This window comes from Microbacterium sp. AC215, from assembly GCF_979258645.1.
Map to the genome: position 1 here is coordinate 1,096,474 of NZ_OZ409869.1, position 26,646 is coordinate 1,123,119.

At 69.1% G+C, this 26,646-nt stretch carries 16 protein-coding genes and 1 tRNA gene; 5 read left to right on the top strand and 12 right to left on the bottom strand.

Annotation, left to right across the window (positions count from 1 at the left end; translation table 11 throughout):
* Window positions 1–2: 2 nt before the first annotated feature.
* From ACZZZF_RS05580 to ACZZZF_RS05590, 3 genes are read right to left on the bottom strand one after another with little or no spacing between them, the layout of a single operon-like run.
* The gene (locus ACZZZF_RS05580; protein WP_463497454.1) at window positions 3–1,439 is read right to left on the bottom strand and encodes a CDP-glycerol glycerophosphotransferase family protein; all 1,437 of its coding nucleotides are present in this window, start codon (window positions 1,437–1,439) and stop codon (window positions 3–5) included.
* Window positions 1,436–2,689 (bottom strand): CDP-glycerol glycerophosphotransferase family protein, encoded by a 1,254-nt coding sequence (locus ACZZZF_RS05585; RefSeq protein WP_320487923.1) that lies wholly within the window; start codon window positions 2,687–2,689, stop codon window positions 1,436–1,438. Before ACZZZF_RS05585 ends, ACZZZF_RS05580 begins: the two co-directional genes overlap by 4 nt.
* A 53-nt stretch (window positions 2,690–2,742) precedes the next feature.
* The gene (locus tag ACZZZF_RS05590; protein WP_072591023.1) at window positions 2,743–4,335 is read right to left on the bottom strand and encodes a S1C family serine protease; all 1,593 of its coding nucleotides are present in this window, start codon (window positions 4,333–4,335) and stop codon (window positions 2,743–2,745) included.
* A 100-nt stretch (window positions 4,336–4,435) separates the two neighbouring features.
* On the opposite strand from ACZZZF_RS05590, the gene ACZZZF_RS05595 reads away from it, so the two are divergent.
* Complete coding sequence (locus ACZZZF_RS05595) at window positions 4,436–5,635, top strand: aminotransferase class I/II-fold pyridoxal phosphate-dependent enzyme (RefSeq protein ID WP_463497456.1); 1,200 nt, start codon at window positions 4,436–4,438, stop codon at window positions 5,633–5,635.
* 10 nt (window positions 5,636–5,645) lie between these two features.
* Here the strand turns inward: ACZZZF_RS05595 and ACZZZF_RS05600 are convergent, their stop codons facing one another.
* Entirely contained in the window at window positions 5,646–6,467 is an 822-nt protein-coding gene (locus tag ACZZZF_RS05600; protein WP_463497459.1) for a carbon-nitrogen hydrolase family protein, read from the bottom strand.
* Window positions 6,468–6,546: 79 nt separating this feature from the next.
* Here ACZZZF_RS05600 and ACZZZF_RS05605 point away from each other — a divergent pair.
* Window positions 6,547–6,620, top strand: a tRNA-Met gene (locus ACZZZF_RS05605).
* 120 nt (window positions 6,621–6,740) lie between these two features.
* On the opposite strand, the gene ACZZZF_RS05610 is transcribed toward ACZZZF_RS05605, so the two are convergent.
* Both ACZZZF_RS05610 and ACZZZF_RS05615 read right to left on the bottom strand, forming a co-directional pair.
* Entirely contained in the window at window positions 6,741–7,208 is a 468-nt protein-coding gene (locus ACZZZF_RS05610) for a hypothetical protein (RefSeq protein WP_053095607.1), read from the bottom strand.
* Window positions 7,209–7,212: 4 nt separating this feature from the next.
* Window positions 7,213–8,532, bottom strand: a complete 1,320-nt coding sequence (locus ACZZZF_RS05615; protein WP_463497462.1) for a hypothetical protein — start codon at window positions 8,530–8,532, stop codon at window positions 7,213–7,215.
* Between the two features lie 218 nt (window positions 8,533–8,750).
* Between ACZZZF_RS05615 and ACZZZF_RS05620 the strand changes: the two genes are divergently transcribed.
* Window positions 8,751–9,344, top strand: a complete 594-nt coding sequence (locus ACZZZF_RS05620) for a hypothetical protein (protein WP_463497464.1) — start codon at window positions 8,751–8,753, stop codon at window positions 9,342–9,344.
* Between the two features lie 150 nt (window positions 9,345–9,494).
* Here ACZZZF_RS05620 and ACZZZF_RS05625 read toward each other — a convergent pair whose 3' ends face one another.
* The gene (locus tag ACZZZF_RS05625; RefSeq protein WP_463497466.1) at window positions 9,495–12,389 is read right to left on the bottom strand and encodes a UPF0182 family membrane protein; all 2,895 of its coding nucleotides are present in this window, start codon (window positions 12,387–12,389) and stop codon (window positions 9,495–9,497) included.
* A gap of 46 nt (window positions 12,390–12,435) precedes the next feature.
* On the bottom strand, window positions 12,436–13,530 hold the full coding sequence (locus ACZZZF_RS05630) for a YlbL family protein (RefSeq protein ID WP_082586550.1): 1,095 nt from the start codon (window positions 13,528–13,530) through the stop codon (window positions 12,436–12,438).
* Window positions 13,531–13,647: 117 nt separating this feature from the next.
* Here ACZZZF_RS05630 and ACZZZF_RS05635 point away from each other — a divergent pair, with 117 nt between their 5' ends.
* Window positions 13,648–15,054, top strand: a complete 1,407-nt coding sequence (locus ACZZZF_RS05635) for a zinc-dependent metalloprotease (RefSeq protein ID WP_463497468.1) — start codon at window positions 13,648–13,650, stop codon at window positions 15,052–15,054.
* Window positions 15,055–15,843: 789 nt separating this feature from the next.
* Here the strand turns inward: ACZZZF_RS05635 and ACZZZF_RS05640 are convergent.
* Together ACZZZF_RS05640 and nudC are read right to left on the bottom strand one after the other, a co-directional pair.
* The gene (locus ACZZZF_RS05640; protein ID WP_053095601.1) at window positions 15,844–17,565 is read right to left on the bottom strand and encodes an ATP-dependent helicase; all 1,722 of its coding nucleotides are present in this window, start codon (window positions 17,563–17,565) and stop codon (window positions 15,844–15,846) included.
* A complete protein-coding gene (nudC, locus tag ACZZZF_RS05645) occupies window positions 17,562–18,461 on the bottom strand; it encodes an NAD(+) diphosphatase (protein ID WP_056278120.1) in 900 nt (299 codons plus the stop codon). Before nudC ends, ACZZZF_RS05640 begins: the two co-directional genes overlap by 4 nt.
* Window positions 18,462–18,525: 64 nt before the next feature.
* Between nudC and ACZZZF_RS05650 the strand changes: the two genes are divergently transcribed.
* Entirely contained in the window at window positions 18,526–19,875 is a 1,350-nt protein-coding gene (locus ACZZZF_RS05650) for a phosphotransferase (protein ID WP_463497470.1), read from the top strand.
* On the opposite strand, the gene ACZZZF_RS05655 is transcribed toward ACZZZF_RS05650, so the two are convergent.
* Both ACZZZF_RS05655 and ACZZZF_RS05660 read right to left on the bottom strand, forming a co-directional pair.
* Window positions 19,821–23,315: a UvrD-helicase domain-containing protein gene (locus ACZZZF_RS05655; protein WP_400340712.1), complete on the bottom strand. Its 3,495-nt coding sequence runs from the start codon at window positions 23,313–23,315 to the stop codon at window positions 19,821–19,823. The genes ACZZZF_RS05650 and ACZZZF_RS05655 overlap by 55 nt on opposite strands.
* Window positions 23,264–26,497, bottom strand: a complete 3,234-nt coding sequence (locus ACZZZF_RS05660; RefSeq protein WP_463497473.1) for an ATP-dependent helicase — start codon at window positions 26,495–26,497, stop codon at window positions 23,264–23,266. The genes ACZZZF_RS05655 and ACZZZF_RS05660 overlap by 52 nt, the downstream gene beginning before the upstream one ends.
* Between the last annotated feature and the right edge of the window lie 149 nt (window positions 26,498–26,646).

Sequence of the window (26,646 nt, forward strand, 5' to 3'; positions counted from 1 at the left end):
GCTCACCGGGTGACGTACCCCTGGTCCAGGATCCGCGCGACGACCCGCTCGGCGGAGCGACCGTCATCCCGCGGGTTGAACTGCGCCCGCCAGGCACGATATCGCTCGGCATAGACGTTCCCGTGCTCGCCGTCGGCGAGTGCCGCGACCAGTTCATCCTGCGTGCGGACCAGAGGGCCGGGGGCGCGGGTCTCGAGATCGAAGTAGAACCCACGGAGCTCTCCGCGATAGTGGTCGAGGTCGGGCACGAGGAAGAACATCGGCTTGCCCGTGACACTGAAATCGAACATCACCGAGGAATAGTCGGTGATCAACACGTCGGCGGCGAGCAGAAGCTGCGAGGTCTCGGGGTATCCGGTGACGTCGATCACGCGAGCGCCCGCTCGGTCCCGTCCCGTGTCGATCGTGCGCGAGTGGCCGCGCACGAGCACGACGGAGTCCGTCTGCCTCGCGAGCTCCTCCGCGTCGATGAAGTCGACCATCTCGGGCCGGTCGTCGCGCCAGGTGGGCGCATACAGCAGCACGCGCTCGCCGTCGGCGATGCCCAGGTCCGCGCGGATCGCTGCGGCATCCCCGGTGACCAGAGCGTCGTTCCGCGGATACCCCTCGACCCAGATGGGCCGTCCGAAGAATGCGTATGCCTTGCGGAGAATGCGCTCGGAGTAGGTGTTCTGTGCCAGAAGCACGTCCCAGCGTCGGGACTCCTTGATGACCGCCGCCATCCGTCGAGGAGCGAACCCCGGACGGTGCAGCGCCAGCCGCTTCAGGGGCGTGCCGTGCCAGGTCTGCAGCACCTTCTGGCCGGGCTTGCGGGCGAAGCGACGGCGCAGCCAGTCGTTGACCACGAGCAGGCGGGATGCCGCGCGGGCACGCCACCACTCCGGGCTGCCTTCGACCACCGCGATCGCCCCGTCGGGAACCGCCACCGACAGGTCGACCACACTCCAGTAGCGCGTGACGTCCGGCGCCTGCGCGAACAAGGCGCGGTCGATCGCCCGCGGGTTGCAGCCGACGGCACGTCCGTAGAAGCTCTCGAAGAAGACGGCGTTCTCGGTCGCCCCGGGATGCGCGAGGTAGCGGCCCTCGAGCGTCGCCTGCCCCTCGCTCGTCTCATAGGCGGGATCGATCGGGGCCGCGATGCGCACGGTCGTCCCGTCGACGGCGACGCGCACGCCGGTCAGCACCTCCGCTGCGACGAGGAGATCACCGAGCTCCACGTCGGCAATGTGCAGCTCGTAGTCCCCGGTCGGCAGGGGAAGCTCAGGGCCGCCCCACCGTGCTGCGCGCAGCGGGAACGTCGCCTTCCAGGTCTTGCCTCCGCCGGTGATGCGCGCGCCGACCCGGGCGCGCGGCCCGATCAGCTCGGCGGTGGTGGGGCGCTGGCCGGCGCCTGCGATGACCAGCGTCTCTGCCGCCTCATCGATCCGGGCCGTGGTCATGCTGCTCCCTTCGGCGCGGGGATCCCCCGCGCACGGATTGTCTCGTAGACGCGCCGGGTGTTGCCGCCGTCGCGGAAGGCGTGCATCTCCGCGCTGAGCGTATCCGAACGCTCGGCGCGTGCAGAGAAGAGGTCCTCGTCGTCCAGAAGTGCAGACAGCTGCGGCAAGAGCGAGTCCCAGCCGGTCGCGGCGTCGTCGCCGGCGACGTCCTGGAACCGACCGTAGAAGCCTCTCGTCCGCGCGTAGTCCTCGGCGTCGGGAGCGAGGAACAGCACCGGCATTCTCAAGAGTCCCACGTCGTACGCCATCGAGGAGTAGTCGGTGATGAGCACATCGATCGCCGGCAGCACCGGCGTGACGTCGGTCAGCAGGCCGGAGCCGAGCATCCGCACCCTTCTGCTGGGCAGCGGAGGCGCATACCCGCCCTCTCCGAGCGGGTGGGAGCGAACGAGCAGCACGGCATCCCGCTGCTCGAGCATCTGGATGATCCGCACCCACTGAGTCGCCGACGGGACTGCCGGATCATCGGCTCCGTCGCGCCAGGTCGGGGCGTAGAGGATCGTCCGAGATGCGGTCGGCAATTCGCCGACGACGCGCGCCAGCGCATCGGACGCGGCGGCCCGACGCTCGGTCGGGTCGCCTGCGGACAGCACGTCGACGCGCGGCTCGCCCGTGACGACGACGCGGCCGTCGCCGAGCGCGAAGGCCGACTCGAGCCGACCCCTCGACCGGTGCGATGCGGCCGGGAAGACTCGGATCCGCTGAGCGGCTCGGCGGTACAGGAAGCCGACGAGACGACGCAGCAGCGGCGCACCGGGGACTTCCGGAACCTGCGTGGTCGCGGGTGAGTCCAATCCGATCCGCTTGAGGGGGATGCCGTGCCAGAGCTGCACGACGAAGGCACCGGACACCGCATAGCGGTTGACGTCGCCGAGGCCGTGCGTGACGACGACGACGCGGGCACGCGCCGTCGCCCACCACCCTCGCAGGCTGCCCTTGCGCACCGTGCGGAGGCCGAGCGCCGCGGCATCGTGGTCTTCCCGATCGGAGGACGTGAGCCACACGGTATCGTGCCCCTCAGCTGCGGCGACACGGTGCAGGGCGAGAGCCCCATCCCCGACGCCTGCACCGCACCCGAACACCCATCGGGCCCCGCGCGGAATCACGAGGGTGCCGGCGCGTCCGGCGAGGTAGAGCGGTATCCGAAGCAGCTTGGCCGCATTGCCGGAGCCGAAAGAGAAGGACGCCACCCCGCGAGCCTATCGCGGGGTGGCGTCCTTCTCGGTGAGCACGGTTGCCGGAGTCAGCCGGCGAGGTCGCCCAGGGTCACATCGGCCTCGTATTCCTTGCCGCCACGGATGTACGTGACCTTCGCGTCGCTGCCCCCGGCTGCCGCCCGCACCTGCGCCGTGAGGTCGCTGGCGCTCGTGATGGGCACGCCGTTGAACGCGGTCACGATGTCATCGGCCTTCAGCCCGCCGGCCGCGGCGGCGCCGCCACCGGTGACATCCGCGATGTAGGCACCCGACACGTCGGCATCCTTGACGCTGGCCGCATCCTGCACCGACGCCCCGAGCAGGCCATGGGTGGCTGCGCCGTCGGCGATGATCTCCTCCGACACCCGCTGAGCGATGTTCGCGGGGATGGCGAAGCCGATCCCGATGGATCCCGACTCCTCCGAGCTCCCGGAGCTCGCGATCGCGACGTTGATGCCGATGAGTTCGCCCTTGCTGTTCACGAGCGCGCCGCCGGAGTTGCCGTGGTTGATGGCGGCATCCGTCTGGATCACGGCGATCGAGATCGACTCCGACGTCTGCTGCGAGGTGTTGCCGGGCAGATCGAACTGGAACGGGCCCTCGCCCTCCTCAGGCGTCTGCTGCTCGTTCTGCGGAGCATCTTCCGAGGACGAGTCCGGAAGCGCCGACGACGCGATCTGGATGCTGCGGTTCAGAGCACTGACGATTCCGGTCGTGACCGAGTTCGACAGGCCGAGCGGCGCGCCCAGAGCCACCGCGGTGTCCCCCACGTTGAGTTTGGAGGAGTCTGCGAAGTCGATCGGGGTGAGATCTGTCGCGTCCTCGAGCTTGATGACGGCGAGGTCGTAGATCGGGTCGGTCCCGACGACGGTCGCCGAGAAGATGCGGCCGTCCGACGTGGTGACGCGGATCGTGGGATCGGCGACTGCGCCGCCGAGCGTCACCACGTGAGTGTTCGTGAGCACGTAGCCGTCGTCGCTGATGATGACGCCCGATCCGCTGCCGCCCTGATCGGAGCCGGCCACCTCGATGGTGACGACCGACGGGAGCGCCGCGGTCGCGACGGCCGTCGTCTCGTTGACGGAGCCGGGGTTGTTGACGGTGATGGTCTCGGGACCCTGGGCGACGCCCGTCGAACTCTGGTCGGAGATCCCGTTGAGGATCGCTCCGCCGCCGAAGCCCGCGACACCGCCGACGAGCGCAGCCGCCACGACGATCGCGGCGAACTTCACTCCGGCGCGCGGCTTCTGCTCTTTGACCTTGACGGAGCCGTCGACCGGCTGCCCGGGCTGCGCTCCGGTGTGCAGACCGAACGCCGCACCGGGAGAGGCCGCGGCCGGTCCGCCGACCGGGCCCGATGCGTGGCCAGGGTGGTGTCCCGGCGCTCCGAGGTACTGCTGCGGGACGGTCTGGGCGTCCGGCGCCACCGGGGCGGCCGGCGCCTCGAATGCCGGCGCGGGTGACGATGTGAACGTCGCGGGAACGTGGTGTCCCTGATATGGCCCCGGGGCGGCGACGATGCCGGGGGTCTGAGCGGCGGCATCCGTCGTCGAACGGTCGACGACCTCTGCTGCCTCGGTGGACGGCGCTGCGTCATTCGACGCAGGTGCCGTGTGGTCCTGGGTGCTGTCTTCGTTCATGGTGTGTGCTCCTTCAACAACGCCCTCTCAGAGTGACGCCTGTATCTGTGCGTTTCGTATGGCGAAGATGAGTTTCACCTATGGCCTTAGCCTGTTCTTCATGAGTGTCATCCCCGGCGCATGGCGGCGCACGGCAGCGGGAGCCGGTCTGCTCGCACCAGACGGAACCGTCGCGCCCACCATCTTCGCAGAGATGTCCGCTGCTGCGGCCCGAACCGGTGCGATCAATCTCGGCCAGGGCTTCCCCGACGAGGACGGTCCTGCAGAGGTGCTCGACGCTGCCAGGGACGCGATCTCCCGCGGGGTGAACCAGTACCCTCCCGGAAGAGGGAACCCCGACCTGCTCGCCGCGATCAGCGAACACCAGCGGCGCTTCTACGGGCTCGAGGTCGACCTCTCCACAGAGGTGATCGTGACGGCCGGTGCCACCGAGGCGCTGACCGCGACGCTGCTCGCCCTCATCGACGGTCCTGACGACGAGGTCGTCGTCTTCGAGCCGTACTACGACTCCTACGCGGCGGCGGTCGCTCTCGCCGGCGCACGACTGCGCACGGTGCCGTTGCGAGCACCGGACTTCCAGCCCGATTTGGAGCAGCTGGCGGCCGCGGTGTCCGACCGCACGCGCATCATTCTGGTCAATGACCCCCACAACCCCACCGGAGCCGTCTTCGGTCGCGAGGTGCTCTCGGAGGTCGTCCGTCTCGCCGACCTGCACGATGCGATCATCGTCACCGACGAGGTCTACGAGCATCTCGCTTTCCAGATCCCGCACACCCCCGTCGCCACCCTGCCGGGTGCCGCCGAGCGCACGCTCACGATCTCGTCGGCAGGCAAGACGTTCTCCGCGACCGGCTGGAAGATCGGCTGGGTGCACGGCCCCGCCGATCTCATCACCGCTGTGCTGACCGTGAAGCAGTATCTGACATACGTGAACGGCTCGCCGTTCCAGCCGGCGATCGCCGTGGGTCTGCGCCTCGGAGATGCGTTCTTCGCGGATGCCGCGTCGACGCTGGCGCGCAAGCACGAGATACTCGGCGCCGGCCTGCGCGCCGCCGGGTTCACCGTGCATCCGCCCCAGGGCGGCTATTTCACGGTGGCCGACGCGTCAGCGATCGGCGGAGCGGATGCCGCGGAGTTCTGCCGCGCACTTCCCGAACGCGCAGGAGTGGTCGCGATCCCGCTGACCGCCTTCGTGTCGAAGTCACGCCGACGCGAGTACGCCGGGCTCGTCCGCTTCGCGGCGTGCAAACGCGTCGAGATCCTGGAGGACGCGGCGACGAGGCTCGCGACGAGCTTCTGAACGCTCCCGTTCAGCGCGGACCGACGGCGTAGCGGCGCCCGCGCAGGGACGGGTTCACTGCCCGCACGCGATCGATCGTGCTCCGCTCGACTGTCGCGACCGCGATGCCCTCGGTCGTTCCCACCCCGGCGAGCACGACGCCCTGCGGATCGACGATCTGCGAGTGCCCGACGCCGATCGGGGTCGGGTGGTCGGCGGCGATCACGTACGCGGTGTTCTCGATGGCGCGTGCCGCCAGCAGCGTGGTCCAGTGGTGCTCCTTGAGCGGACCGCGGACCCACTCGGCCGGCACCACCAGGGCGTCGGCGCCGGCATCCATCAGAGTGCGCGACACCTCGGGGAATCGCAGGTCGTAACAGGTCATCAGTCCGAATCGGATGCCCGCGAGCTCGAACGTCGCCGCTCCCCCGACCTCCCCCGCCTCGACCCAGTCGGACTCGGTCTGGCCGAAGGCGTCATACAGGTGCTGCTTGCGATAGGTCGCGAGGATGCCGTCGCCGCGCACCGCGACCACCGTGTTCCTCACATGAGCGGCGTCCGAGGCCTGCTCGGCCAGCCCCGCCACGATCACCACTGCGTAGTCGGAGGCCAGCGCAGTCAGTGTCGACACGAACTCACCATCGAGTGGCTCCGCGTTCTCGGCGAGAGTGGCGTCCATCGGATCCACGAAGTAGCTCGAGTACTCGGGGAACACGACCAGCCTGGCACCGCGTGCGGCGGCCTCCGCCGTCAGCTCCGCGATCCGATCCCGGTTGGCCGCACGGGAGGCGATGGGGGCGAACTGACAGACGGCGACGGGCACAGCGACGGGCACGGCGGGGGTCTCTGGCATGCTCCCATCCTCTCGCACACGCGTCCTCGCGGCCTCGATTCGCGCACTCCAGATTCGCGTGTTAGGCTATTGATCGTGCCGCGGGGTGGAGCAGTTCGGTAGCTCGCCGGGCTCATAACCCGGAGGTCGCAGGTTCAAATCCTGTCCCCGCAACGAGAATGCGACACACGAAAGGCCCCTGATCGGGAGATATTCCGATCAGGGGCCTTTCGCATGTGTACCTCACGCCGGCCTCGCAGCCGAGCGACATCGAGATCGCTCGGCTGCGAAGGATCAGCGGTAGCTGAGTGTGAGCTCAGGACCGGTCGGCTCGACGAACTTGACTCGGACGCTGCCCAGCGCCGCCGCGCCGGCCGCGACGTAGCTCATCACGACGCGGTCCCTGTTCGCGGTTCCGCCATCCGGCAGGATGAGAACGCGCGCGACCGAGAGCGCGTCCACGAAGTCACCCGCCGAGGCGCCCCCGACCCGGCCCTGTTCCCAGGTGCGGAAGACGCTCGCCGCGGGTGAGCTGTCGCGCTGCACTCCCTCGGAGATGGTGGTGCGCGCCATCTCGTCGAGGAAGGCGAGATTGTCGAGAACCATATCGACGTCGTTGAGGACGGACTCGTCGAAGCGGTCCGGATAGTCGATCTCGATGCGCACCTGCACATCGTCTCCGTCGAACGGCACCGAGCCGTTCATCGCGCCTCCTCCGGTTCCGCCGTCGAGGGTGATCTGTCCGAGATGACGGCTCTCCATCAGCTCACACCCCCAGATTCGCGCTGAGGATCTCTTCGGCAAGGAGGCGCGAGACCTCCTGCGAAGCCGCGGAATCCGACGAGAAGAAGTCCTCGACAGTCGCGTCGAACAGCTGATGCCCTCGGGCATATTCGGCCGCGGTGAGCGCCAGGCAGCGCGCCGTCAGCGCGTAGAGGTCGCTCGCCGCGTAGTGCGTGCCGTTCGACGAGCGCCCGACGCCGGCGCCGCGGGGAGTCGGGTTCGACGCCGGCGCGCTGCCGAGCGCCGCTGCGGCACTGGCGAGCTCCGTATCGATCCGGCCCATGCTGTTCGACACCACGGTCGCATTGCTCCTGTCCATGCTCATCGTGCCGTCACCGACCGGGTACGGGCCGAGAGCGAACGCGTCCAGATTGTAGGTGGCGTTGTCGGAGCGGATGATGCTCGCGGCTTCGGTCATGGCGTCGTTGAGCTCGTTCTCCTGCTTCTCGAGCGCCTTATCGAGATTGCCGAGCGCCTCGTCGAGAGACGACAGGATGTCGGAATAGGTGTTGCCCTCGATGACGACGTTGCGGGCGATCCCCTGCACGGCGCTGCTGGCCGCGCCGGCGATCCCCGAGAGCACGGCTGCTGCGGCCACCGTGCCCGTGCCGGCCGTCACGATCGCGGATACGACGCCCGCCACCGCTCCGACGACGGTCAGCACGAGCGTCCCGTTGGCCGCAGCGGCGTTCCCCGCCTTCTGGTCCCAGGCGGCGCGAGCGCTGTCGCAGATCGACACGACGTCCTGTCGCGCGGCGGGCCACATGGCGGCCTGAGCGCTGTAGTTGAGCTGGAGGATCACGCATGCGTCCCCCAGGCCGTGGGTGACGGACTGGAACTGGATGTAGTACTTGTCGATGAACGCGGGCTTGAAGCTGCCCTCGATCTTGTTCGCCATCATCTCGTGCACCGAGTCGTTGGCTGTGCCGATCGCACCGGTGTTCTGCACCGACGCACCCGCGCCCGAGGTGCCGAGGATCGCGGCTGCCGCCGAGGTCGCACTCGCCGGTGCCTCGCAGGCGTCGCCGCCGTCCGGCAGATCAAGCCACTTCGACACGCGGGCATCGATCGCGGCCCGGATGTCGTCGAAAGCCGGTGCGACCGAGTGGTTCACGCCGTTGCCGTCGCCCCCGCCCTCGCCTGCGGCATTCGGCCGGTTGTAGAAGTTGAGCATGAAGCCCCACTTCGCGTAGATCTGGTCATTTCCCCAGTTCGGGTGAAAGCCCTGGTCCGCCATGAAACAGTCGATCGCGGCGCGCTTCATCTTGCCGATGATGTCCGGCAACTCCGAATAGTCAGGCATATCTCGATCCCCTCCAGTCTCGATTTCCGTGAAGTGCCGCCCGGACATCTCTCGACGCGTCGGGGCGGCTCCACCGAGAGACTAATCGATTCCCGGACTCCTTCGCGCGCGACAGGACGACACCCGCATCGCCCTCGGATCCACTCGTTAGACTGTCCCACCGAACGGCGCGACCGTCGACGGCGGCGCGGTCGGTGGAAACAATGACCCGGAGGTCCATGATGACGCAGACTCCCGACAGCGCCGCGGGGAACCGTCCCGCGCTTGCATCAGGCTCATCGCGGCGCGCGATCGTCAGCCTCTGGATCGGCGCCGTGGCTCTGCTGATCTCCGTCGCATTGATCGTGCTCCTCGTGCCCGTACCGGCCCTGCTCCCGGTCGCAGCAGCCGCCGCGCTGCTGGCGATCGTCGCTCTCCTGCTGGCCGGTCGAGCGAGACGCTCCGCGGTCGCTCGCACGGGAACGGCGGCTGTCGTCGTCGCAGCGGTCGCCCTCATCGTCGATCTCATTCTCGTCGTCGTGATGGCAGTCGGCGTCCTCGCCGGCAACGGCCTCAACCACGTCGAGGTGCGTGCCACGGGCGGACCCACATTCACGGTCTCCTTCGCCGATGACACACAGGCGTACGACGAGGAGTGGGCCTCCAGCGGCTGGAAGCAGTACACGACGACCGGCGATTCGGCGGAGATCGTCGTCACCGCCCCGGACGACGACACGGACTCGACCGTGAGCTGTCAGATTCTGTGGAACGACGAGCTGGTCGTCGAGCAGAGCGGCACAGGCTCCGTGACCTGCCGCTACGACGCGGACTGACCGACCGGACTGATCGGCCCGACCGGATCGAGGCGGCGTCAGCGGACTGCTCGTCGCGCCCGTCGCCTGCCTCCGCGGGCGTCGGCAGAAACGGACGATGCCGCCCCTCGCGAACGAGGGACGGCATCGTGTGCAGACGGGGCCGGGGTGTTACTCCCCCGAGGCGGCTTCCAGTCCGAGCAGCGTGTTCACGGCATCCGTGAGGCGCTTGTCGGCCTCGGCGAACTTGGTCAGGTCGCCTGCCTTCAATGCGGCCTCTCGGTCGGTCAGCGCCTGCTGCGCGGCTGCAAGAGCCTCAGCCTCGACGTCGGTCGGCACCGTCGGCTCGGTCGGGACCTCACCGGTGTCCGGGTCGGGCTCGGTCGGCTCGACCTCATCGTCTCCACCGGTCGCACCGGCATCTCCGCCGAAGAGGGTGTCGAGCGCGGCGGTCAGCGTGTCTTCGAACGCGACCTTGTCGCCGAAGGCCACGAGGACCTTCTGCAGACGCGGCAGCTTGGTGCCCTCCGAGGACTGCACGTACACCGGCTGCACGTAGAGCAGGCCGCCGCCCACGGGCAGAGTGAGGAGGTTTCCGTACAGCACCTCGGACTCGCCCTGCTGCAGCAGGTTGAGCTGCGGCACCACAGCCGTGTCCGAGTTGTAGGTGTTCTGCACCTGGCCCGGGCCCGGCACGGTCGTATCAGTGTCGATCTCGAGCATTCGAAGCTGGCCGTAGCCTTCCGCCTTCACGCCGGCCTCCGATCCGGCATCCGAGTCGACCGCGAGATAGCCCATCAGCACGTCACGGTTGCTGCCGCCCTGCGCCGAAGGAATGAACGTCGAGAACATCGAGAAGCGCGGGGAATCCTGACCCGGCATCTGCATCGTCAGGTAGTACGGCGGCTGCAGGACCTGCTCGCTGCGCGGGTCGTTCGGTGTCTGCCAGCGGTTGTCCTGCTGCGCGAAGGAGCCGGCGGTGTCGATGTGGTAGGTGCCGAGGATGTCGCGCTGCACCTTGAACAGGTCTGTCGGGTAGCGGACGTGGCTCATCAGATCGGCCGACATGTCGCTCACCGGCTTGAGCGTCGACGGGTAGATGTTCTGCCAGGTCTGCAGCACGGGATCCTGGTCGTCCCATGCGTACAGGGTGACCGAACCGTCGTAGGCGTCGACCGTGGCCTTGACCGAGTTGCGGATGTAGTTGATCTCGTCGATCGCGAGCGTCGGCGACGGGAGGTTCGAGTCGGCGATCGCATCCGACAGGCTCACGTTCGTCGAGTAGGGGTAGGTCGAGCTCGTGGTGTATCCGTCGACGATCCAGACGATCCTGCCGTCCACGACGCTCGGGTACGGGTCGCTGTCGAGCTCGAGGTACGGGGCGACCTTCTGCACGCGCGTCTTGGGATCGCGGTCGTACAGGATCTGCGAGTCGTCGTTTACGAGGTTCGAGAACAGGATCTGCTCCGACTGGAACTTCAGCGCGTACAGCAGCTTCGTGAAGCTGCTCCCGATCTTCGGTCCGCCGTCGCCCTCGAACGTCGTCTTGGTCTCGCTGGCGCCGTCCTTGCCTCGCGGATAGTCGATCTCGACAGGATCGGTTCCGTCGGGAGAGCCGACGATCGAGTACTCCGGCGAGTTCTCGCCGAAGTACACGCGCGGCTCGAACTCCTCCTGCTGGGTGAGGAAGCCGTCGGACGGGATGCCACGCTCGAGGAAGACCGGCTCGCCGTCGGGCGTGCGCTGGTTGCCCGCTGCGACGACCAAGCCGTAGCCGTGCGTGTAGACAGCGGCGCGGTTGTTCCAGTTCGTGACGTCGACGCCGTTCATGTCGAGGTCGCGGACGGAGACGACCGTGTCCTGCATCTCACCGCCGATCTCGTAGCGGTCGACGTCGAGCTTCTCCTGGAACTGGTAGTAGCCGCGGTACTGCTCGAGCTGTCGCACGGCGGGGCTGATCACGTTGGGGTCGACGATGCGGATCGATGCGGTGGTCTCGGCGTCTTCACGCAGCTGGCCGGCCTCGGCATCGGTCTCGGCTTCGAACGGGGTGGTCTCGAGGTCGGCGACCCCGTACGCCTCCTTGGTGCCGTCGATGTTCCGCTGGTAGAACTCCGCCTGGTAGGCGTTCTGGTTCGGGCGGACCTGGAACGTGGTGACGGCCCACGGGAATCCGACGCCGACGACAAGCGAGGCGACGATGAGCAGCGCGGTCGCGGCGAGAGGGAACCGCCACCGGCCGATGACGGCCGTGACGAAGAAGAGGATGGCGACGAGCGCGGCGATGATCGCGAGGATCGCGAGGCCGGGGATCGTGGCGTTGACGCCCGTGTAGGCCGGGCCGACGATGCGGTCGTCCTGTGCGACGAGGGTCTTGTAGCGGTCGAGCCACAGGCTCGCCGCCTGAACCAGAAGGTACAGCCCCGCGATCACAGCGAGCTGGATGCGTGCGGGCTTCGAGATGCGCAGCTCGCCCTGACCGATGCGGACCGACCCGTAGAGGTACGACACCAGCGCGGTGACGATGAGGGTGAGCAGCAGGACCGCAGACACGAAAGCCAGCAGGATCGAGTAGAACGGCATCGCGAACATGTAGAAGCCGGTGTCGACGCCGAACTGCGGGTCGGTGGCGTCGGTCGCGACGCCGTTGGCCCAGAGCCAGACGGTCTTCCACTGGCTGGCCGCCGAGAAGCCGGCGAAGAGGCCGAAGAAGATCGGCATGCCCCACATCGCGAGGCGGCGGAGCGGCTCGATGACCTCCTGGTACCTGTCGAGCTGCGAGCTGAGCCGTACGTAGACGGGGCGCAGTCGGTACGCGAGCTGGATGGCGACGAACAGCGGCACGGCCATGCCGAGGAATCCGACGACGAACATCACCGCCGTGGCGAACCATTGGGTGGTGAGCACTCCCGCGAAGCCCACCTGGTCGAACCAGAGGAATTCGGTGTAGAGCGACGCGAAGACGAAGAAGGCGGCGATCAGCGCGGCGATGATCGCCAGCGAGATACCGAAGATTCTTCGCGAGGTTCGGGGAGTGGCCGGGTTCGGTGCAGAAGTCGAGGTCACCCTCCCATCCTAGGCACGCCTTACTGTGCTGCGGCTGTCATACCTGTCACGGGGAGGTCACGACGTCGCAGGTCGGGAGCGATCCCACGTCGCCGCCGTTCGCGATCACCTCGAGCGCGTCGAGCGATTCCTCCAGCGTCGAGGTGCTGATCACGGTCAGTCCGTCCGGCACGTGGCCGGTGACCTCGTCGCAGTTCGTCGACGGAGCGAGGAAGTACTCCGCCCCCGCATCACGGGCACCGTAGAGCTTCTGACGGATGCCGCCGATCGGCCCGACCGTCCCATCGGCCTCGATCGTGCCGGTGCCGGCGACGTTCTCGCCGCCGTTCAGCTCCCCTTCGGTGAGGGTGTCGATGATGCCGAGCGCGAACATCATCCCGGCGCTGGGTCCACCGACGTTGTCGAGCTGGAGCGTCACATCGATCTCGAAATCGTAGTCCGTGCGCAACGTGACACCGATCAGCCACGTCGTCACGTCACCGTCGGTCTGCTCGACGGGCGTCACCTCGACCACCTGTTCCTCGCCGGAGCGCTGCACGGTGAGCGAGACCGGCGCGCCCTCCCCATCCTGGATCGCCTGACGCAGCTGCTTCGCGGAGGTCACCGCGGCGCCGTCCACGGCGGTGATGACGTCCTCCGCCTCGAGCGCTCCCTCGGCCGGTGCATCCTCGACGACCTCCTGGACGACGACCTCGGCTCCGGTGTCGTAGCCCAGCTCGTTGAGCGCTGCCGCGGTCGCCTCGTGCTGCGAGTCCACCATGAGTGTCGCGTTGCGTTCGTCGCGCTGCTCCGTCGTGACCCCCTCGGGGAACACGGAGTCGAGAGGCACCACCGCTCGTGAGGAGTCCATCCACGCGAGAGCGAGCTCGAACCAGCTCGGGGTGCGCTCACGGTTTCCGACGACCTGCACGGTCGTGAGGTCGAGAGTCCCTCCGGTCTCGAACGTCTCGGCGCCGTCGACCTGGATGAGCGGAACCTGCTCGCCGTCGGCTCCTGCCGCGGTGCCGAGGGTGTCGTAGACCGGGCCCGGGCGCTGGATCACGTAAGGCGTCGGGAGGAAGGTCAGCACGACGAGCGCGATCAACGCGACGACCAGCGCCCAGACTCCCAGTCCGAGCTTGACAGACCGGGTTCGATCCACAGGGTTCCTCCGTCGTTCGCGGGCGGCGTACAGCGATCTGCCCGCTTCGGGGTCTCGCGGCCGATCCTGTGACTAGCGTAGATGCCACGGCTTTAGGCGTGCTGAGAGGCGAGCGACATGTCAGACAACGACCCGACCCCCGAGGACTTCCAAGAGTTCCTCCGACGCATGATGTCCGGCCAGGGCGCCGGAGACATCGACCCCGAGGCGCTGCAGAACGCCTTCGCGGGCATGGATGGGATCCAGATCGACCCGGCGATGATGCAGACGATCATGTCGCAGCTGCAGGGTGCGTTCGGCGGCGATCCCTGGGAGAACGCGCTGCGGCAGGCGCTGCACATCGCCAACCGCGACGGTCTCGGCATCACCGACGGCTCGCGGACCTCGCTCGTCGACTCCTTCGCCCTCGCGGACCTCTGGCTCGGCGAGGCGACCACGATCTCCGAACTCGGCGAGTCGCCGAAGGCCATGACGCGCGGCGAATGGGTCGAAGCGACCCTGCCCGTGTGGAAGGAGATCGCCGGCCCCGTGTCGACGAGCATCGCCGATGCGCTGACCAGCGCGCTCGACACGCAGGTGCCCGAAGAGATGCGCGACGTCGTGCAGGGCGCGGGCAAGCTCATGCGCGGTCTCGGCGGCTCGGTCTTCGCGGCGCAGTTCGGCCAGGTCCTCGGCAACCTCGCACTCGAAGTGGTGTCGGGCGGAGACGTCGGCATCCCGGTGCTTCCGGCCGGCACTGCCGCTGTCATCCCCCAGAACCTGACAGCATTCGGCGAGGGTCTCGAGATCCCCGAAGACCAGATCACCCTCTATCTCGCGACCCGCGAACTCGCATACGCCCGGCTGTATCGCCACTCGAAGTGGCTGCACCTGCACGTCATGGCGCAGATCACCGATTTCGCCCGCGGGGTCACGGTCGACGTGGATGCACTCGAGGACGTCGCAAGCCGCCTCGACCCGTCCAACCCCGAAGAGCTCCGCGCGGCCATCGAAGGCGGTGCGCTGCTTCCCACGCAGACCGACGCGCAGCGCGAGGCACTGGCCCGACTCGAGAACCTCGTCGCGACGATCGACGGCTGGGTCGACGTCGTGACAGCGCAGGCCACCTCCCGTCTTCCCGACGGTGCCCGCATCGCTGAAGCCGCTCGCCGCCGCCGCGCGGTGGGCGGTCCCGCCGAGGACGCACTCGGCGCTCTCGTCGGACTCAAGCTGCGGCCCCGTCGTCTGCGCGAGGCGTCGGCCATGTGGAAGGCGGTGACAGACGCCGTGGGCATCGCCGGGCGCGACTCCCTGTGGGACTACGCCGACCTCATGCCGACGTCGGACGACATCGACGACCCGTCGGCGCTCGTGGCGCGACTGCAGGCGAGCGCGCGGGGAGAGCAGCCGGTCGCCGATGAGTTCGACGAGGCGCTGGCACGTCTGCTAGATGGCGACGACTTCTCGCGAGAGCAGCCGGAGACGCCCGAAGGCGAGCAGGACACCGACGGTGACGACGGCCCGGGAGGCGACCGACCCGTGTGACCGACGGGGCGGCAGAGGCGCGAGGACTTTTCCACGGATGCCCGCGACTCCCCCACCGGGAGCCCGGCTTTGCGCAGAATCGAGGGATGTCTCCGCTGACACCCAAGACCATCACTCGCCTGGACCCCGCGGTTCCACTGCTCTGGCGCGACGGTGAGACACTGCAGATCGGCATCGAGGGGACGCTGCGCATCGCCGCCTCGGAACCGTGGGTCGAGCGTCTGATCGCTCGGATGGCCGCCGGATTCCGGCGCGGGGGCTTCGATGTCGTGGCACATGCCGCCGGCGCCCCGCGCGCAGAGGCGCGGATGCTTCTGTCGCGGCTCGAGCCGCTGCTCGTCGACGATTCTCCCGCTCCCCCGGCTGCGTGGGTGGAGAGCATCGACGTCGCCGACGCGCGATGCGAGTTCCGCATGCGCGAGGCGCTCCTCGACGAGGGCATCGCCGTCGGCGAGCGGGAGAATCCCCGCGACATCGGCATCGTGCTGGTCGAAGGTGCGGCGGCCGCGCTGCACTTCGCACGCTACCTTCGCGACGACACGTCGCACCTGCCGGTCGCGCTCGAGCGAGGACGGATCACGGTCGGACCCCTGGTGGTACCCGGCGAATCGGCCTGCCTGACCTGCCGCGACGAGCATGAACGCGAGCGCGACGATGCCTGGCCCCGCATGCACGCCCAACTCATCGGGCGCGGCGCGGGTCCGATCAGTGCCGCGCGGATCACGGAGGCGGCGACGCTCGTCGCGCGGCTGCTCGCAGAGAGCGCGGCCCCGGGCTCGTTCGTGGAGGTCAGCGGCGAGGGGCGCCGCGACTGGCGCTCGGTGACGTTTCACGAAGAATGCCGGTGCCGCGAGCAGTCGTTCCCATCTCTGCCAGGAACCGCGACGGGGCGCGTTCCCCGCGTCCCGCTGAGCGCGACCACGACAGCGAGAGAGTACGCGCGGCCCGCGTGACGCCGACGTAAGCGAGGCGGCGCTCTTCGTCGATCGCCTCGAAGCCGGTGGCGTAGGAGATCGGGAGTGCGCCCTCCGCCCACCCCGCGAGGTAGACATGCGGCCATTCGAGACCCTTGGCGGCGTGCAACGTCGACAGAGTCACGGTGCGCATGGTGGGCTCGTGCTGGTCCTTCGCGCGCGCCATGAGCGCGTCGCTGAAGGTGCGCAGGGTCTCATCGGGTCCGGCGTCTTCGGCGAGACGCAGAATCGCCCGCCGAGCCTCCCAGCCGTCGCGCTGAGCTCCCCCGGCCGCCGGTGGCTCGTCGGAGAGACCGAGCTCGCGGAGGACCCTCTGGACCCCGGGCAGGAAACCGTGCTCGGTCGGCGCGACCGCGGCGGCCCGCAGGGCCAGGATCGCCTGTCGCACCTCGGGCATCGCGAAGAACCGGGTTCCACCCAGTACCGATGTCGCGATGCCTTCGGCGGCGAGCGCCTGCTGCAGCACCGCGGACTGCGCATGAGCCCGGTAGAGCACGGCGATCTCTGAGGGCGACGCCCCTGACTCGATCCGCGCCGCCACGGCGGCGGCGATCCCCTCTGCCTCGTCGCGCTCGGAGTCGTACGCCGTGACCGTGGGCGAATCCGCGTTGAACGTCTCTCTCGCCGGGACGAGTTCGAGGGCGCCCGGCCGCCCCTTCATCAGGGCGTTCGCCGCTTCGAGGATCGGGGCCTGCGAACGGTAGTTGGTCTCGAGACGCACGACCGTGGCATCGGGATGCCGCCGCTCGAACTCGAGGAGGAATCGCTGTTCGGCGCCGGCGAACGAGTAGATGGTCTGACTCGCGTCACCGACGACGCAGATGTCCTTGCGATCGCCCAGCCAGAGTTCGAGCAGGCGGTTCTGGAGCGGAGAGACGTCCTGGTACTCGTCGACCGTGAAATGCCGATACTGCTCGTGCACGGACGCTGCGACGCGAGGTTCGGCCTCGAGCATCCCGGCGCAGGCCAGCAGCACGTCCTCGAAGTCGAGTTGGCGCCGCTCGTCCTTCAACGCTTCATAGCGCTGTTGCAGTTCGACGAACTGAGCGGAGTCGACGCCGCTCAACGTGCGGCCGAGCGACGCGTGCTGTTCGATCGACAACATCGACACCTTGCGCCATTCGATCTCCGAGGCGAGGTCGCGAAGCGTCGCGGTGCTCGGCCGCAGTCGCATCGCGTCGGCAGCCTGGCCGAGCAGCCTCACCTTGTTGTCGATGATCGACGGAGCGGGTGATCCGGCCAGTGTGGGCCAGAAGAAGTTCAGCTGGGCGAGGGCGGCGGCGTGGAATGTCCGCGCGGCCACGCCCTCGACGCCGAGCGCGCGCAGACGACCCCTGAGCTCGCCCGCCGCCTTGGCCGTGAAGGTCACCGCCATGACGCGCGACGGCGAGTATGCACCGGTGTCGACACCATGGGCGATCCGGTGGGTGATCACTCGGGTCTTCCCGGTTCCCGCACCTGCGAGCACAGCGACGGGACCGCGCAGCACGGATGCCGCCTCCCGCTGTCGATCGTCGAGGGCTTCGAGCGCGCTCACGCGCGCTCCTCGAACCAGTCGAGAATCAGTGCGCGGGCGATGGACGCGGGTCCGGGGAGGCCGACGGGTCCGTCACCGGCGAGAGCGGACCCGATCTCGTCACGGGTGAACCAGCGGACGTCGATGATCTCCTCCCCGTCGGGCCGCAGCTCGTGCTCATCCAGAGCGACGGCACGGAAGCCGAGCATGAGCGAGCGAGGGAACGGCCACGGCTGAGACGAGACGTAACGCAGCGAGGCCAGCCGAACGCCGGATTCCTCCTCGAGCTCACGATGCACGGTCGACTCCAACGACTCGCCCGCCTCGGTGAATCCCGCGAAGCAGGAGTACATCCGGCCGCCCCAGTTGGCGTTCGCCCCGAGCAGGAGCCGTTCGCCGTCAGAGCTCTCCACCGCGACGATGACGGCTGGGTCCGTCCGAGGGAAGTGCTCGCGACCGCAGACGAGGCAGCGGCGCGACCATCCGGCCTGGCGCAGCTCCGTCCCTCCGCCGCATCGGGGGCAGAACGGTGCGTCCCGCAGCCAGCCTCCCAGCGCGAGCGCCTCGATGAGCAGCTCCGTGTCACCCGAGCCGAGACGCGCGCCGAGGTCGCGGAGTCCCAGCCACACCTCGTCGGGTGCGGTGTCGACGGTGTCGCCCTCGGGCTGCAGAACGGCGAGAAGCACGGCGGTACCGTCACCTTCGCGCCCGAGGAGCGCCCAGGTCGCATCGACGATCTCGGCGGCGGGAACCCGCAGCAGCGTGGCCGATTCGAGGTCGGCGCCCGAAATGCGCACGCGGCCGTCTCGTACGGCGATGACCCGCGTCGCCTCGTCGGCGCGCAGACGATCGAGGACTCCGGGTTCGACCCGCAGATCCGCTGCGCGATCGAGGGATGTGCTGCTGCCGGCGATCATCGTCTCCCTCTCTCACGGGCGTGGCGGAAGCTGGACCACCCCCACGTCCACCTACCCTGGAGGCATGGGACGCTCTCCATTCACTCTAGCCGCGGCGGTGACTGCCGCACTGCCCGGCGCCGAGGTGATCGGGGCCCGCACGCTCAGCGCCGACGGTGACGGACGCTTCGACTCCGCGGTCGCCACTCTCGCAGACGGGCGCGAGCTCGCGATCCGTGTCGCCGATGACGATGAGACCTCACGCGAGCTGGCCGCCGAGGCGCTCGCGCTGCGGGCTCTGACAGCCGGTGCGCGGGCGATGCTCCCCTTCCGAGCCCCCGAATACATCGGCGAGACGCGACTCGCGGACGCCCGCGCGCTCGTGACGGAGCTGCTGCCCGGATTCCAGATCGAGGCGGCGATGGTGCCTGCCGGCCGTGGCGCCGCCGAATCGATGGGTGCGGCGATCGCGGCAGTGCACTCCCTGCCCACCTCGGTCGTGAGAGGCGCCGGGTTGACGACGCGGTCTGCGCAGGAGAGCCGCGACGAACTCGCTCGACTGATCGACTCCGCGGCATCGACCGGGCGCGTCCCCGCGCGGCTCACGGTGCGATGGCGCGACGCCGTCGCCGACGACGATCTCTGGCGGTTCGAATCGACGGTCGTGCTGGGCGGCGTGCAGTCGACCTCCTTCATCTTCCGGGACGACCCGGATCTCGGTCCCGAGGTCACCGGACTCATCGGCTGGCATTCGCTGGCCGTCGGAGATCCGGCGATCGATCTGTCGTGGCTGTCCACCGCCCCTGATGCGGCGCACGACGTCCATGCCGCGTACGCTCGGGCCGCCGACCGCGGGCCGGACGGCGCTCTCGAGGTGCGCGCACGCCTGCTCGCCGAGCTCGAATTCGCCCGATGGCTCGTCCACGGCGACTCCTTGCACCGGCCCGACATCGTCGACGACGCCGCCGCCCTTCTCGACGCACTCGCCGAAGGATTGCACAGCGACGATCTCGGCGTGATCGCGTCGCGCAACGAGGGCGTCGAGTCCGCCCTGGACGCGCTCGACAGAGTGCCGGCACGCGCCTCGGCGGGGGCCGACACGTCGATGCAGACCGACGCGTACAACCCGAACGAGCTGTGGCGCGACGACGACGCCGACGGTCCTGATGGCGATGCCGACGATCAGGCGACGAGCGATCTCAGCGACGCCGCCGCGGACGCCGCTCGTCGTCTCGAGGTCGGTGGTCTCGAGACGGAAGATCTTTCAGGCGTGCGCAGGCACACCGCGCAGGAGCCCACCGCGGAGCGACGCCCGGTCGATGACCCGGCGAGGACTGAGCGAGCGGACGGCTCAGACGAGGGATCGCCGGAGGACGAGGCTCAGCGGGCTGCCCGAGCAGCGCTCCAGCGCTGGAAGAGCTCCGACTCGGAGTAGACGCGGTCACCGCGGATGACGAGGTCGTCCGCGACGTAGTACAGCGCCACGTCGATCTCCTCCAGGGGCACTCCGAAACGACGGTGGTAGGCGAGACGGTAGAGCGCGAGCTGCAGCATCCGCTCCTCCCGTTCCCGAGGTGTGCGTGGGGCCTTGCCCGTCTTCCAGTCGACGATCTCGATGCGCCCGCCGCGATCTTCGCGTCGATAGACCGCGTCGAGTTTGCAGATGACGATATGGCGTTCGTCACCCGGCACAGCGCCACCCAGCGCGAAGTCGATCTCGATCTCGACCGCGATGGGCTTGAGCGCGCCCCACTCGCTGGCCTCGAAGATCGACTGCAGGGTCTCGAGGTCGGCGGCGTCGGCGGACGAGACCTCCGCTCCGCCGACGGTCTCGACGAACGAGAGATCATCCTCGTCGACCTCCCACAGCGCCTCGTCGACGCGCTGACCGACGCCGACGAGTTCGCTCCGCCGCTCGACCCATGCGTGGAACAGCGTGCCCAGCCGGGTCTGCCGATACGGCCGCTCAGGCATCGGACGGACGATGGAAGACACGGTGCCGGTGAAATCGGTGACGTAGTCCTTGAAGCGGGAGGCCGGCACCCGGGTGGGCGGTGATGCGTCGGTGCCACGCAATCGGGCGGCGCGCTCGGCGAGCAGACGCGCCAGTTCGGGAGCGGCCTCCGGCTCCCCGTCGGCTGCCGCGCGCACGGCAGCGGCGGCTGCCTCGACGACTCCACGCCGAGCGCCGAGCGGGTCGAGAGGCCAGGTGAGCGTTGCGCCGGGGCCGTCGTAGGGGTTCTCGTCCGGATCCACGGGCTCGATCGGAGCGATTCCGAGAATCTCCATCGCCTCGGTCAGATAGGGGCTCGGCTTCTTCGGCTGCTTCTGCCCCGCCCAGTGGGCCCCGGTCAGAAGCAGATGACTGCGCGCCCTGGTGACGGCGACGTAGGCGAGTCGACGCTCCTCCTCCTGCTGATACTCGCGGTAGGCGTCCTTGAAGACCGTGATCGCGCCCGGCGCTGTCTTGCTCCTGCTGGTCAGCGATGCGATACCTGCCTTCAGCCGCTTCGCCGCATCGAGCTCTTCGTCCGAGGGCGCTATCCAACTGAAGGTCGGCAGGGCCGCGCTGTCGCCTCGCAGAGCGAACGGCAGCACTCCGAAGCCGAACCATCCTGAGGTGTCCGTCGGGCGCGACGGCAGTTCGCCCTCGACCATGCGGACGACGGCGACCGCATCCCACTCCAACCCCTTGGATCCGTGGATCGTCAGAAGCTGGACGACCCCGGGTTCGGGCGGCTCGGGCCGCGGCACCAACTCGTCTGTGCTCTCGGCCTTCTCCAACCAGGCGAGGAGACTCGAGATGGTCCCCCGTTCGTCTGCGGCGAGGAACGACCGAACCTCGTCAGTGAACGCGCGCAGCTGCGTCGCCGCGATACGCGCCGGCCCTCTGGTCTCGTTCGCTGCGAGCTCGATGTCCAGACGCAGCTCGAGCTCGATCAGCCTCAGCAGATCGGGAAGCGGAAGCGACGACGCCCGTCGGAGGCGTTCGAGCATCTCGCCCGCGGCACGGATGCGAGAACGCCCGTCCGGCGTGATCCCGGCGAGAAGGCGGTAGTCGTCGCTGAGACCGCGGAGCACGTCGACGGCGTCGATGATCGACAGCGCCTCGTCCGCCCCCCGTGACGCGCGGATGCGTTTGCGGAGCTCGTCGTCCAGCGGCAGCAGCCCGCTGTCCCGACGGGAGAGCTCCGCCGCGAGCTGCTGCAACGCCGCCATGTCGGCGACACCGACGGAGAATCGAGGACCGACGAGGAGCCTGATCAACGCAGAGCCCGCCGTCGGATCGTGCAGCACGCGCAGCGTCGACACGACATCGACGACCTCGGGGGTCGCCAGGAGTCCCCCGAGCCCCAGGATGCGGTGCGGAATCCCTTCTGCGGCAAGGGCCGCCGCGAACGTCTGCATGTGCCGCTTCGACCGGAACAGCACCGCTCCGGTATGCGGCTTCGCGAGGTCGTCGTGCTCCGCGCGACGCGCCGCGAACCATTCGGCGACCGCGCGAGCCTCGTCATCGACGGTGAGCGGGAAGCTCATCTCGACCGCCCCGGGGCCGGCGCCGGGACGAGACTCGAGCGGTGGCACATCCAATCCGGGCCTGCGCAGCGGACCGAGGATGCGGTTGGCGACACCGAGGATGCTCCGGTCGTTGCGCCAGCTCGTCATCAGACTGTAGTTGCCGACGCTCTCGTGTTCGGAGAAGGTGCGCGCGAAGGCGTGCAGATTGTCCGCGCTGGCGCCTCGCCATCCGTAGATCGACTGGTGCGGATCCCCGACCGCCATCACCGCGGTGTCGCGGAAGAGTCGGGCGAGGAACTGCGTCTGGATCACCGAGGTGTCCTGGTATTCGTCCAGCAGCACCACCTGATGCTGCTGCCGCAGGTCCTCGCGCACGTCGGGAGACGACTCCACGATGTCGTAGGCGCCGCTGACCTGGTCGGCGAAGTCCAGCACTCCGCGGCGCTCCTTCTCGGCGATGTAATCGCGCACCAGGACGGACAGAGCGGGAAGAGCGCGCAGGTTCGCAGCCGCGGTCGCGACCTCCGCGTTGCTGAGGTACGGCTCGAACGCCTCGGCCTGGCGCAGCGCGATGCGATCGGCGCGGTCGAGATCGACCCGGTGATCGAGCGAGTCGCCGGCCAATCTCTGAACCGCGTCGACCACCCCCGCCACCGACCGGTCGATCTCCTCCAGCTCCGGCAGGTCGGCGCGCAGCACCACGTCGCGTACGAGCATCCAGGATGCGGCCTGGCTGAGCATGGCGACGTCGGAGTCGCGGCCGATGCGCGCCGCGTGCTCGCGCACGATGCCATCCGCGAACGCGTTGTAGGTCGAGACCTTCGGACGGATCAACAGATCCTCGGCCGAACGGGGGGTCGAGACCGCCCCGGTGCCGAAACGTGCGGCGAGCTCGTCGAGCACCTGCGATCGGACGACCTCGCGCTGTCTGGCGTTCGCGGCTCTCGACACCCGATCGAGGGCACCGCTCGCCACGATCTCGGGCAGGTGCGGCAGCAGTCCTCGTCTCCCGTATTCGTCGATGAGCGCCAGACGGACGCCGATGCGCTCCGCGAGCTCACCCGCGGCCTTCCGCGTGAAGGTCAGGCCGAGGATCTGATCGCGTCGCACATGCCCGTTCGCGACCAGCCAGACGACGCGGCCGGCCATCGTCTCGGTCTTTCCGCTGCCCGCGCCCGCGACCACCAGGGCCGGCGCCGGTGGCGACTCGATCACCCGCTGCTGAGCCTCCGTCGGTGCGGGGAGACCGAGCGCGGCGGCGACGTCCAGAGCAGAGATCCCGTTCCCCGCTCCCGTCCACGCCGTCACGCGCTCACCGCGGCGACGGTGTGGATGCGGCACGGCTGGACTCGCCATTGCGTATCCGCGCAGTGAGCCTCGACATGGGCCGTGAAGCTCGCCGCCGACATCCCTCGGGCGGCTTCCGCGATCCGTCCGAGGAACTGGACACGCTCTTCACCGGCGAGGGTGTGCTGGTGCGCGACGCGGAAATCGCTGCCGGCCAGGGTCTTGGCGACCAGGACGAGGCGCGCGCCGGCGAGGGCCGCAGGATCCGCTCCCGCCACGAGTCCTTCCTGCACCGCCACCTGGTATGCGGCGAGCTGGGCGTGGTCCGCCACCTTCTGCTCGCTCTCCGGCTCGTACTTGCCGGTCTTCAAGTCCACGACCACGACGCGCTCCCCGCTCTGCGCATCGGCCATGCGCGTCCACTTCTGTCCCCGCGCCTTCGAATGCTCTCCGCCACCTGCGGCGTACGCCTCGACCCGGTCGATGAAGCCGTGCACGATCGCATGGTGCGGATGGGGGTCGCCGTCGACGCTCGCCGCACGCACGCCCGGCGCGATGCCCTCCTGCTCGGGCACCTCGACCGCGAACCGGAACTCCACCTCGCCGGCGATCACTCGACCGCCCTCGTCCGACACGTCCGACAGGTAGCTGTGCAGTCGATCGATGTACAGATCGGCGCGGCGCCTCTCCTTGCGACCTATCCAGGCCGTCTCGAAATCGAGCTCCGGCCAATGCTCGGCCAGGACGTCACGCAGACGGTCCAGTTCGCCGTCGGGCACCTGCTCCATCGCCTCGTGGATGATCGTGCCGATTCCGGCCGACGGCGGCATCACGGTGTCGCCGCCCAGGGCGGACACCGCCCAGTTCAGCTCGCACTCCTCGAAGGACTCCATCCGCGACGGCGAGACCCGGGCGGCGTCGACGGCGAGGTCGTGCAGCGGTGCATCGGTCGTCGGCGGCGTCACTCCGTACCACTCGTCCGGATCGGCACCCGGCACTCCCTCCCGCGCGAGCACCGCCAGCTGGGCGGAGGCGTGGTCTCGGGCGGCACGGACGCTCGAGGTCGTCAGTACCCGACGATGACGCGCGACGAGACCGCGCAGCGTGAGCGGGTGCTCGGCCGAGGCATGCAGCTCGGGCGGGTCGGGCGGCGGGAGGAAGCCGAAGAACGCACTGGGTGTCATGTCGTCGTCATCGACCGCGGTGATGAGGAGTCTGCTCCGCGAACGAGAGATGGCGCGGACGAACAGGCGCAGCTCATCGTGCAGAGCGGCGCGGCGCCTGTCGAGTGCCTCGGGCGGGTGCTCGGCGGTTCCGGTGCGGGATGCGAGCAGTGCGTCGGCGAGACGCCAGGACTGGAGCATCCCGCCGCGCAGCCGCACATTCGGCCAGATTCCGTCCTGCACTCCGGCCACCACGACCGCGTCGAACTCCGTTCCGAGTGCGGTCGCCGGTGTGAGCAGGGTCACACGGCCCGGCCGGTCGGGACTCGAGAGAGAGTCTTCGGGCACCTCGCTGTCGAGGATGTCACGCACGAAGACCTCCGGCTTCTCGTTCGGGGTGCGCTCGACGAATCGCTTGGCCGCACCGAACAGGGAGACGAGCGCATCGAGGGCTCGCGCCGTCTCCGCACCGCTGGTCTGCAACGACATCTCACGCCAGGCGATCTGGAGCTTGCGCCCGTCGACCGCTCTGGCCTGGTCCCAGACCCGCCACAGGAGATCGTGGATCGTCTCGCCGTCGGCAGCCGCGGCGGCCACATCTGCGATCGTCGCGGCGAAGCGCGCGGCCAGGCGCGATTCCTGGGCGTCGATGAGCGTGAAGTGGTCGGGCGATGCCAGCGCCTGGCGCAGCAGTTCCCGTGCGGGCGTCGAGCCCCCCAGGTCGAGCTCTATATGGCGCAGACGAGCGCGAAGGCGTCGGAGCCCGATCGCATCCATGCCTCCGAAGGGCGTGCGGAGCGCCTCCTCCCAGTCCTGGGGAGTCCGCTCCTCGGCCGGCGTGAGGGCCAGGCGCACGATGCCGACGATGTCGCGCACGATCGGCTCGGAGCCGAGAGGACGTTGCACGCCCGCGGCTCTCGTCGGGATCTCCCGCGCGGCGAGCTCTGCGTCGAGCTGCGTGACCTGCCTGGTGTCGTGTGCGATGACCGCGATGCGATCCCACGGGACGTCATCCACGAGGTGCCATTCGCGCATGACACCCGCGATGCGGTCGAGCTCTTCATGCGGTGACGGGGCGATGAAGGTGCTCACGTCGCCGGGGGCGCCCGGGCTGTGCGCGGCGACGGGCTCGGGCGCGCGCCTGTGGTCGACGCGACCCGACACGCCGATCGCCTGCGTGACGGTGCGGGTCAGCGCGGTGAGCGCCGGCGCCTGACGATGAGGGACATCGAGCACGTGGACCTCGCCCAGCGCCGTGGCGAGCTGCGCGAACAACTCGGGGCTCGCGCCGCGGAAAGCTCCGGAGGAGATGTCAGGATCGCCGAAGGCGAGCACTGCCGTGCCTCGCGCACGGAGCGCCTCGACCACCGCGATGCCACCGCGTGTCAGCTCCTGCGCGTCGTCGATGAGCACCACCCTGAGGTCGGCGAGAGGGCCGAGGGCACTCGGCTCGGCGGTGCGCAGGATCGTGCACGCCTCGGCGAGCAGGTCTGCCGCGTCGCGGTGGGATGCCCGTGCCAGGTCGAGCACGGCGCGGTATTCGACGAGGAACTCGGCGACGGACGACCAGGCGGGGACATCGGACGTGCGCAGCTCGTCGGGCTGCGCCCCCAGTTCGACGCATTCCGCGAGGAAGGCACGGAGCTCGGAGCGGAACCCCTTGGAGGCGCGTACGGCGGGGCTCAGCGCCTGCGGCCAGTCGATGCGCTCGTCCTCCGCGTCGCCGGCGAGGAGCTCGGCGATCAGGCGGTCCTGGTCTGCGCCGGTCAGCAGAGCCGGTGGCTCCGCCCCTTCGCGAACCATCGCTCCGCGCACCACCTGGAATGCGAACGACCCGAGCGACCTGGCCAGCGGCCCGGGAGTGGCCTGACCGATCCTGACCCCGATGCGGTCCCGCAGCGCGGTCGCCGCCTGCCTGCTGGGAGTGAGGACGAGGACCTGCTCCGGACGCATCCCCGCTGTGTCGAGCAGATGGACGACGCGCTCGGTGAGAGTGCGGGTCTTGCCCGTGCCGGGCGCCCCGATGATGACGCCGGATGCCGAGGCGTCTGCACCGATCACGGCGTTCTGCGCGGCATCCTCTGTCATGTCCTCCACGCTACTGCGGCGCGCCGACATCGCCGGGCGTCGCCGTCTCGCGACGGTGTGCGCTCAGGGCGAAACCGGCCCGATCCGCGGATCCCGTCACCTCGCCGCCCGGTAGAGTTGGGCTCAGTCGTCGACCTCCGGGGTCGACT

Coding starts and splice junctions, on each gene's coding strand:
- ACZZZF_RS05580 (WP_463497454.1), bottom strand. CDS start 1,439: ATGACCACGGCCCGGATCGATGAGGCGGCAGAGACGCTGGTCATCGCA.
- ACZZZF_RS05590 (WP_072591023.1), bottom strand. CDS start 4,335: ATGAACGAAGACAGCACCCAGGACCACACGGCACCTGCGTCGAATGAC.
- ACZZZF_RS05595 (WP_463497456.1), top strand. CDS start 4,436: ATGAGTGTCATCCCCGGCGCATGGCGGCGCACGGCAGCGGGAGCCGGT.
- ACZZZF_RS05600 (WP_463497459.1), bottom strand. CDS start 6,467: ATGCCAGAGACCCCCGCCGTGCCCGTCGCTGTGCCCGTCGCCGTCTGT.
- ACZZZF_RS05610 (WP_053095607.1), bottom strand. CDS start 7,208: ATGGAGAGCCGTCATCTCGGACAGATCACCCTCGACGGCGGAACCGGA.
- ACZZZF_RS05615 (WP_463497462.1), bottom strand. CDS start 8,532: ATGCCTGACTATTCGGAGTTGCCGGACATCATCGGCAAGATGAAGCGC.
- ACZZZF_RS05620 (WP_463497464.1), top strand. CDS start 8,751: ATGATGACGCAGACTCCCGACAGCGCCGCGGGGAACCGTCCCGCGCTT.
- ACZZZF_RS05635 (WP_463497468.1), top strand. CDS start 13,648: ATGTCAGACAACGACCCGACCCCCGAGGACTTCCAAGAGTTCCTCCGA.
- nudC (WP_056278120.1), bottom strand. CDS start 18,461: ATGATCGCCGGCAGCAGCACATCCCTCGATCGCGCAGCGGATCTGCGG.
- ACZZZF_RS05650 (WP_463497470.1), top strand. CDS start 18,526: ATGGGACGCTCTCCATTCACTCTAGCCGCGGCGGTGACTGCCGCACTG.
- ACZZZF_RS05655 (WP_400340712.1), bottom strand. CDS start 23,315: ATGGCGAGTCCAGCCGTGCCGCATCCACACCGTCGCCGCGGTGAGCGC.
- ACZZZF_RS05660 (WP_463497473.1), bottom strand. CDS start 26,497: ATGACAGAGGATGCCGCGCAGAACGCCGTGATCGGTGCAGACGCCTCG.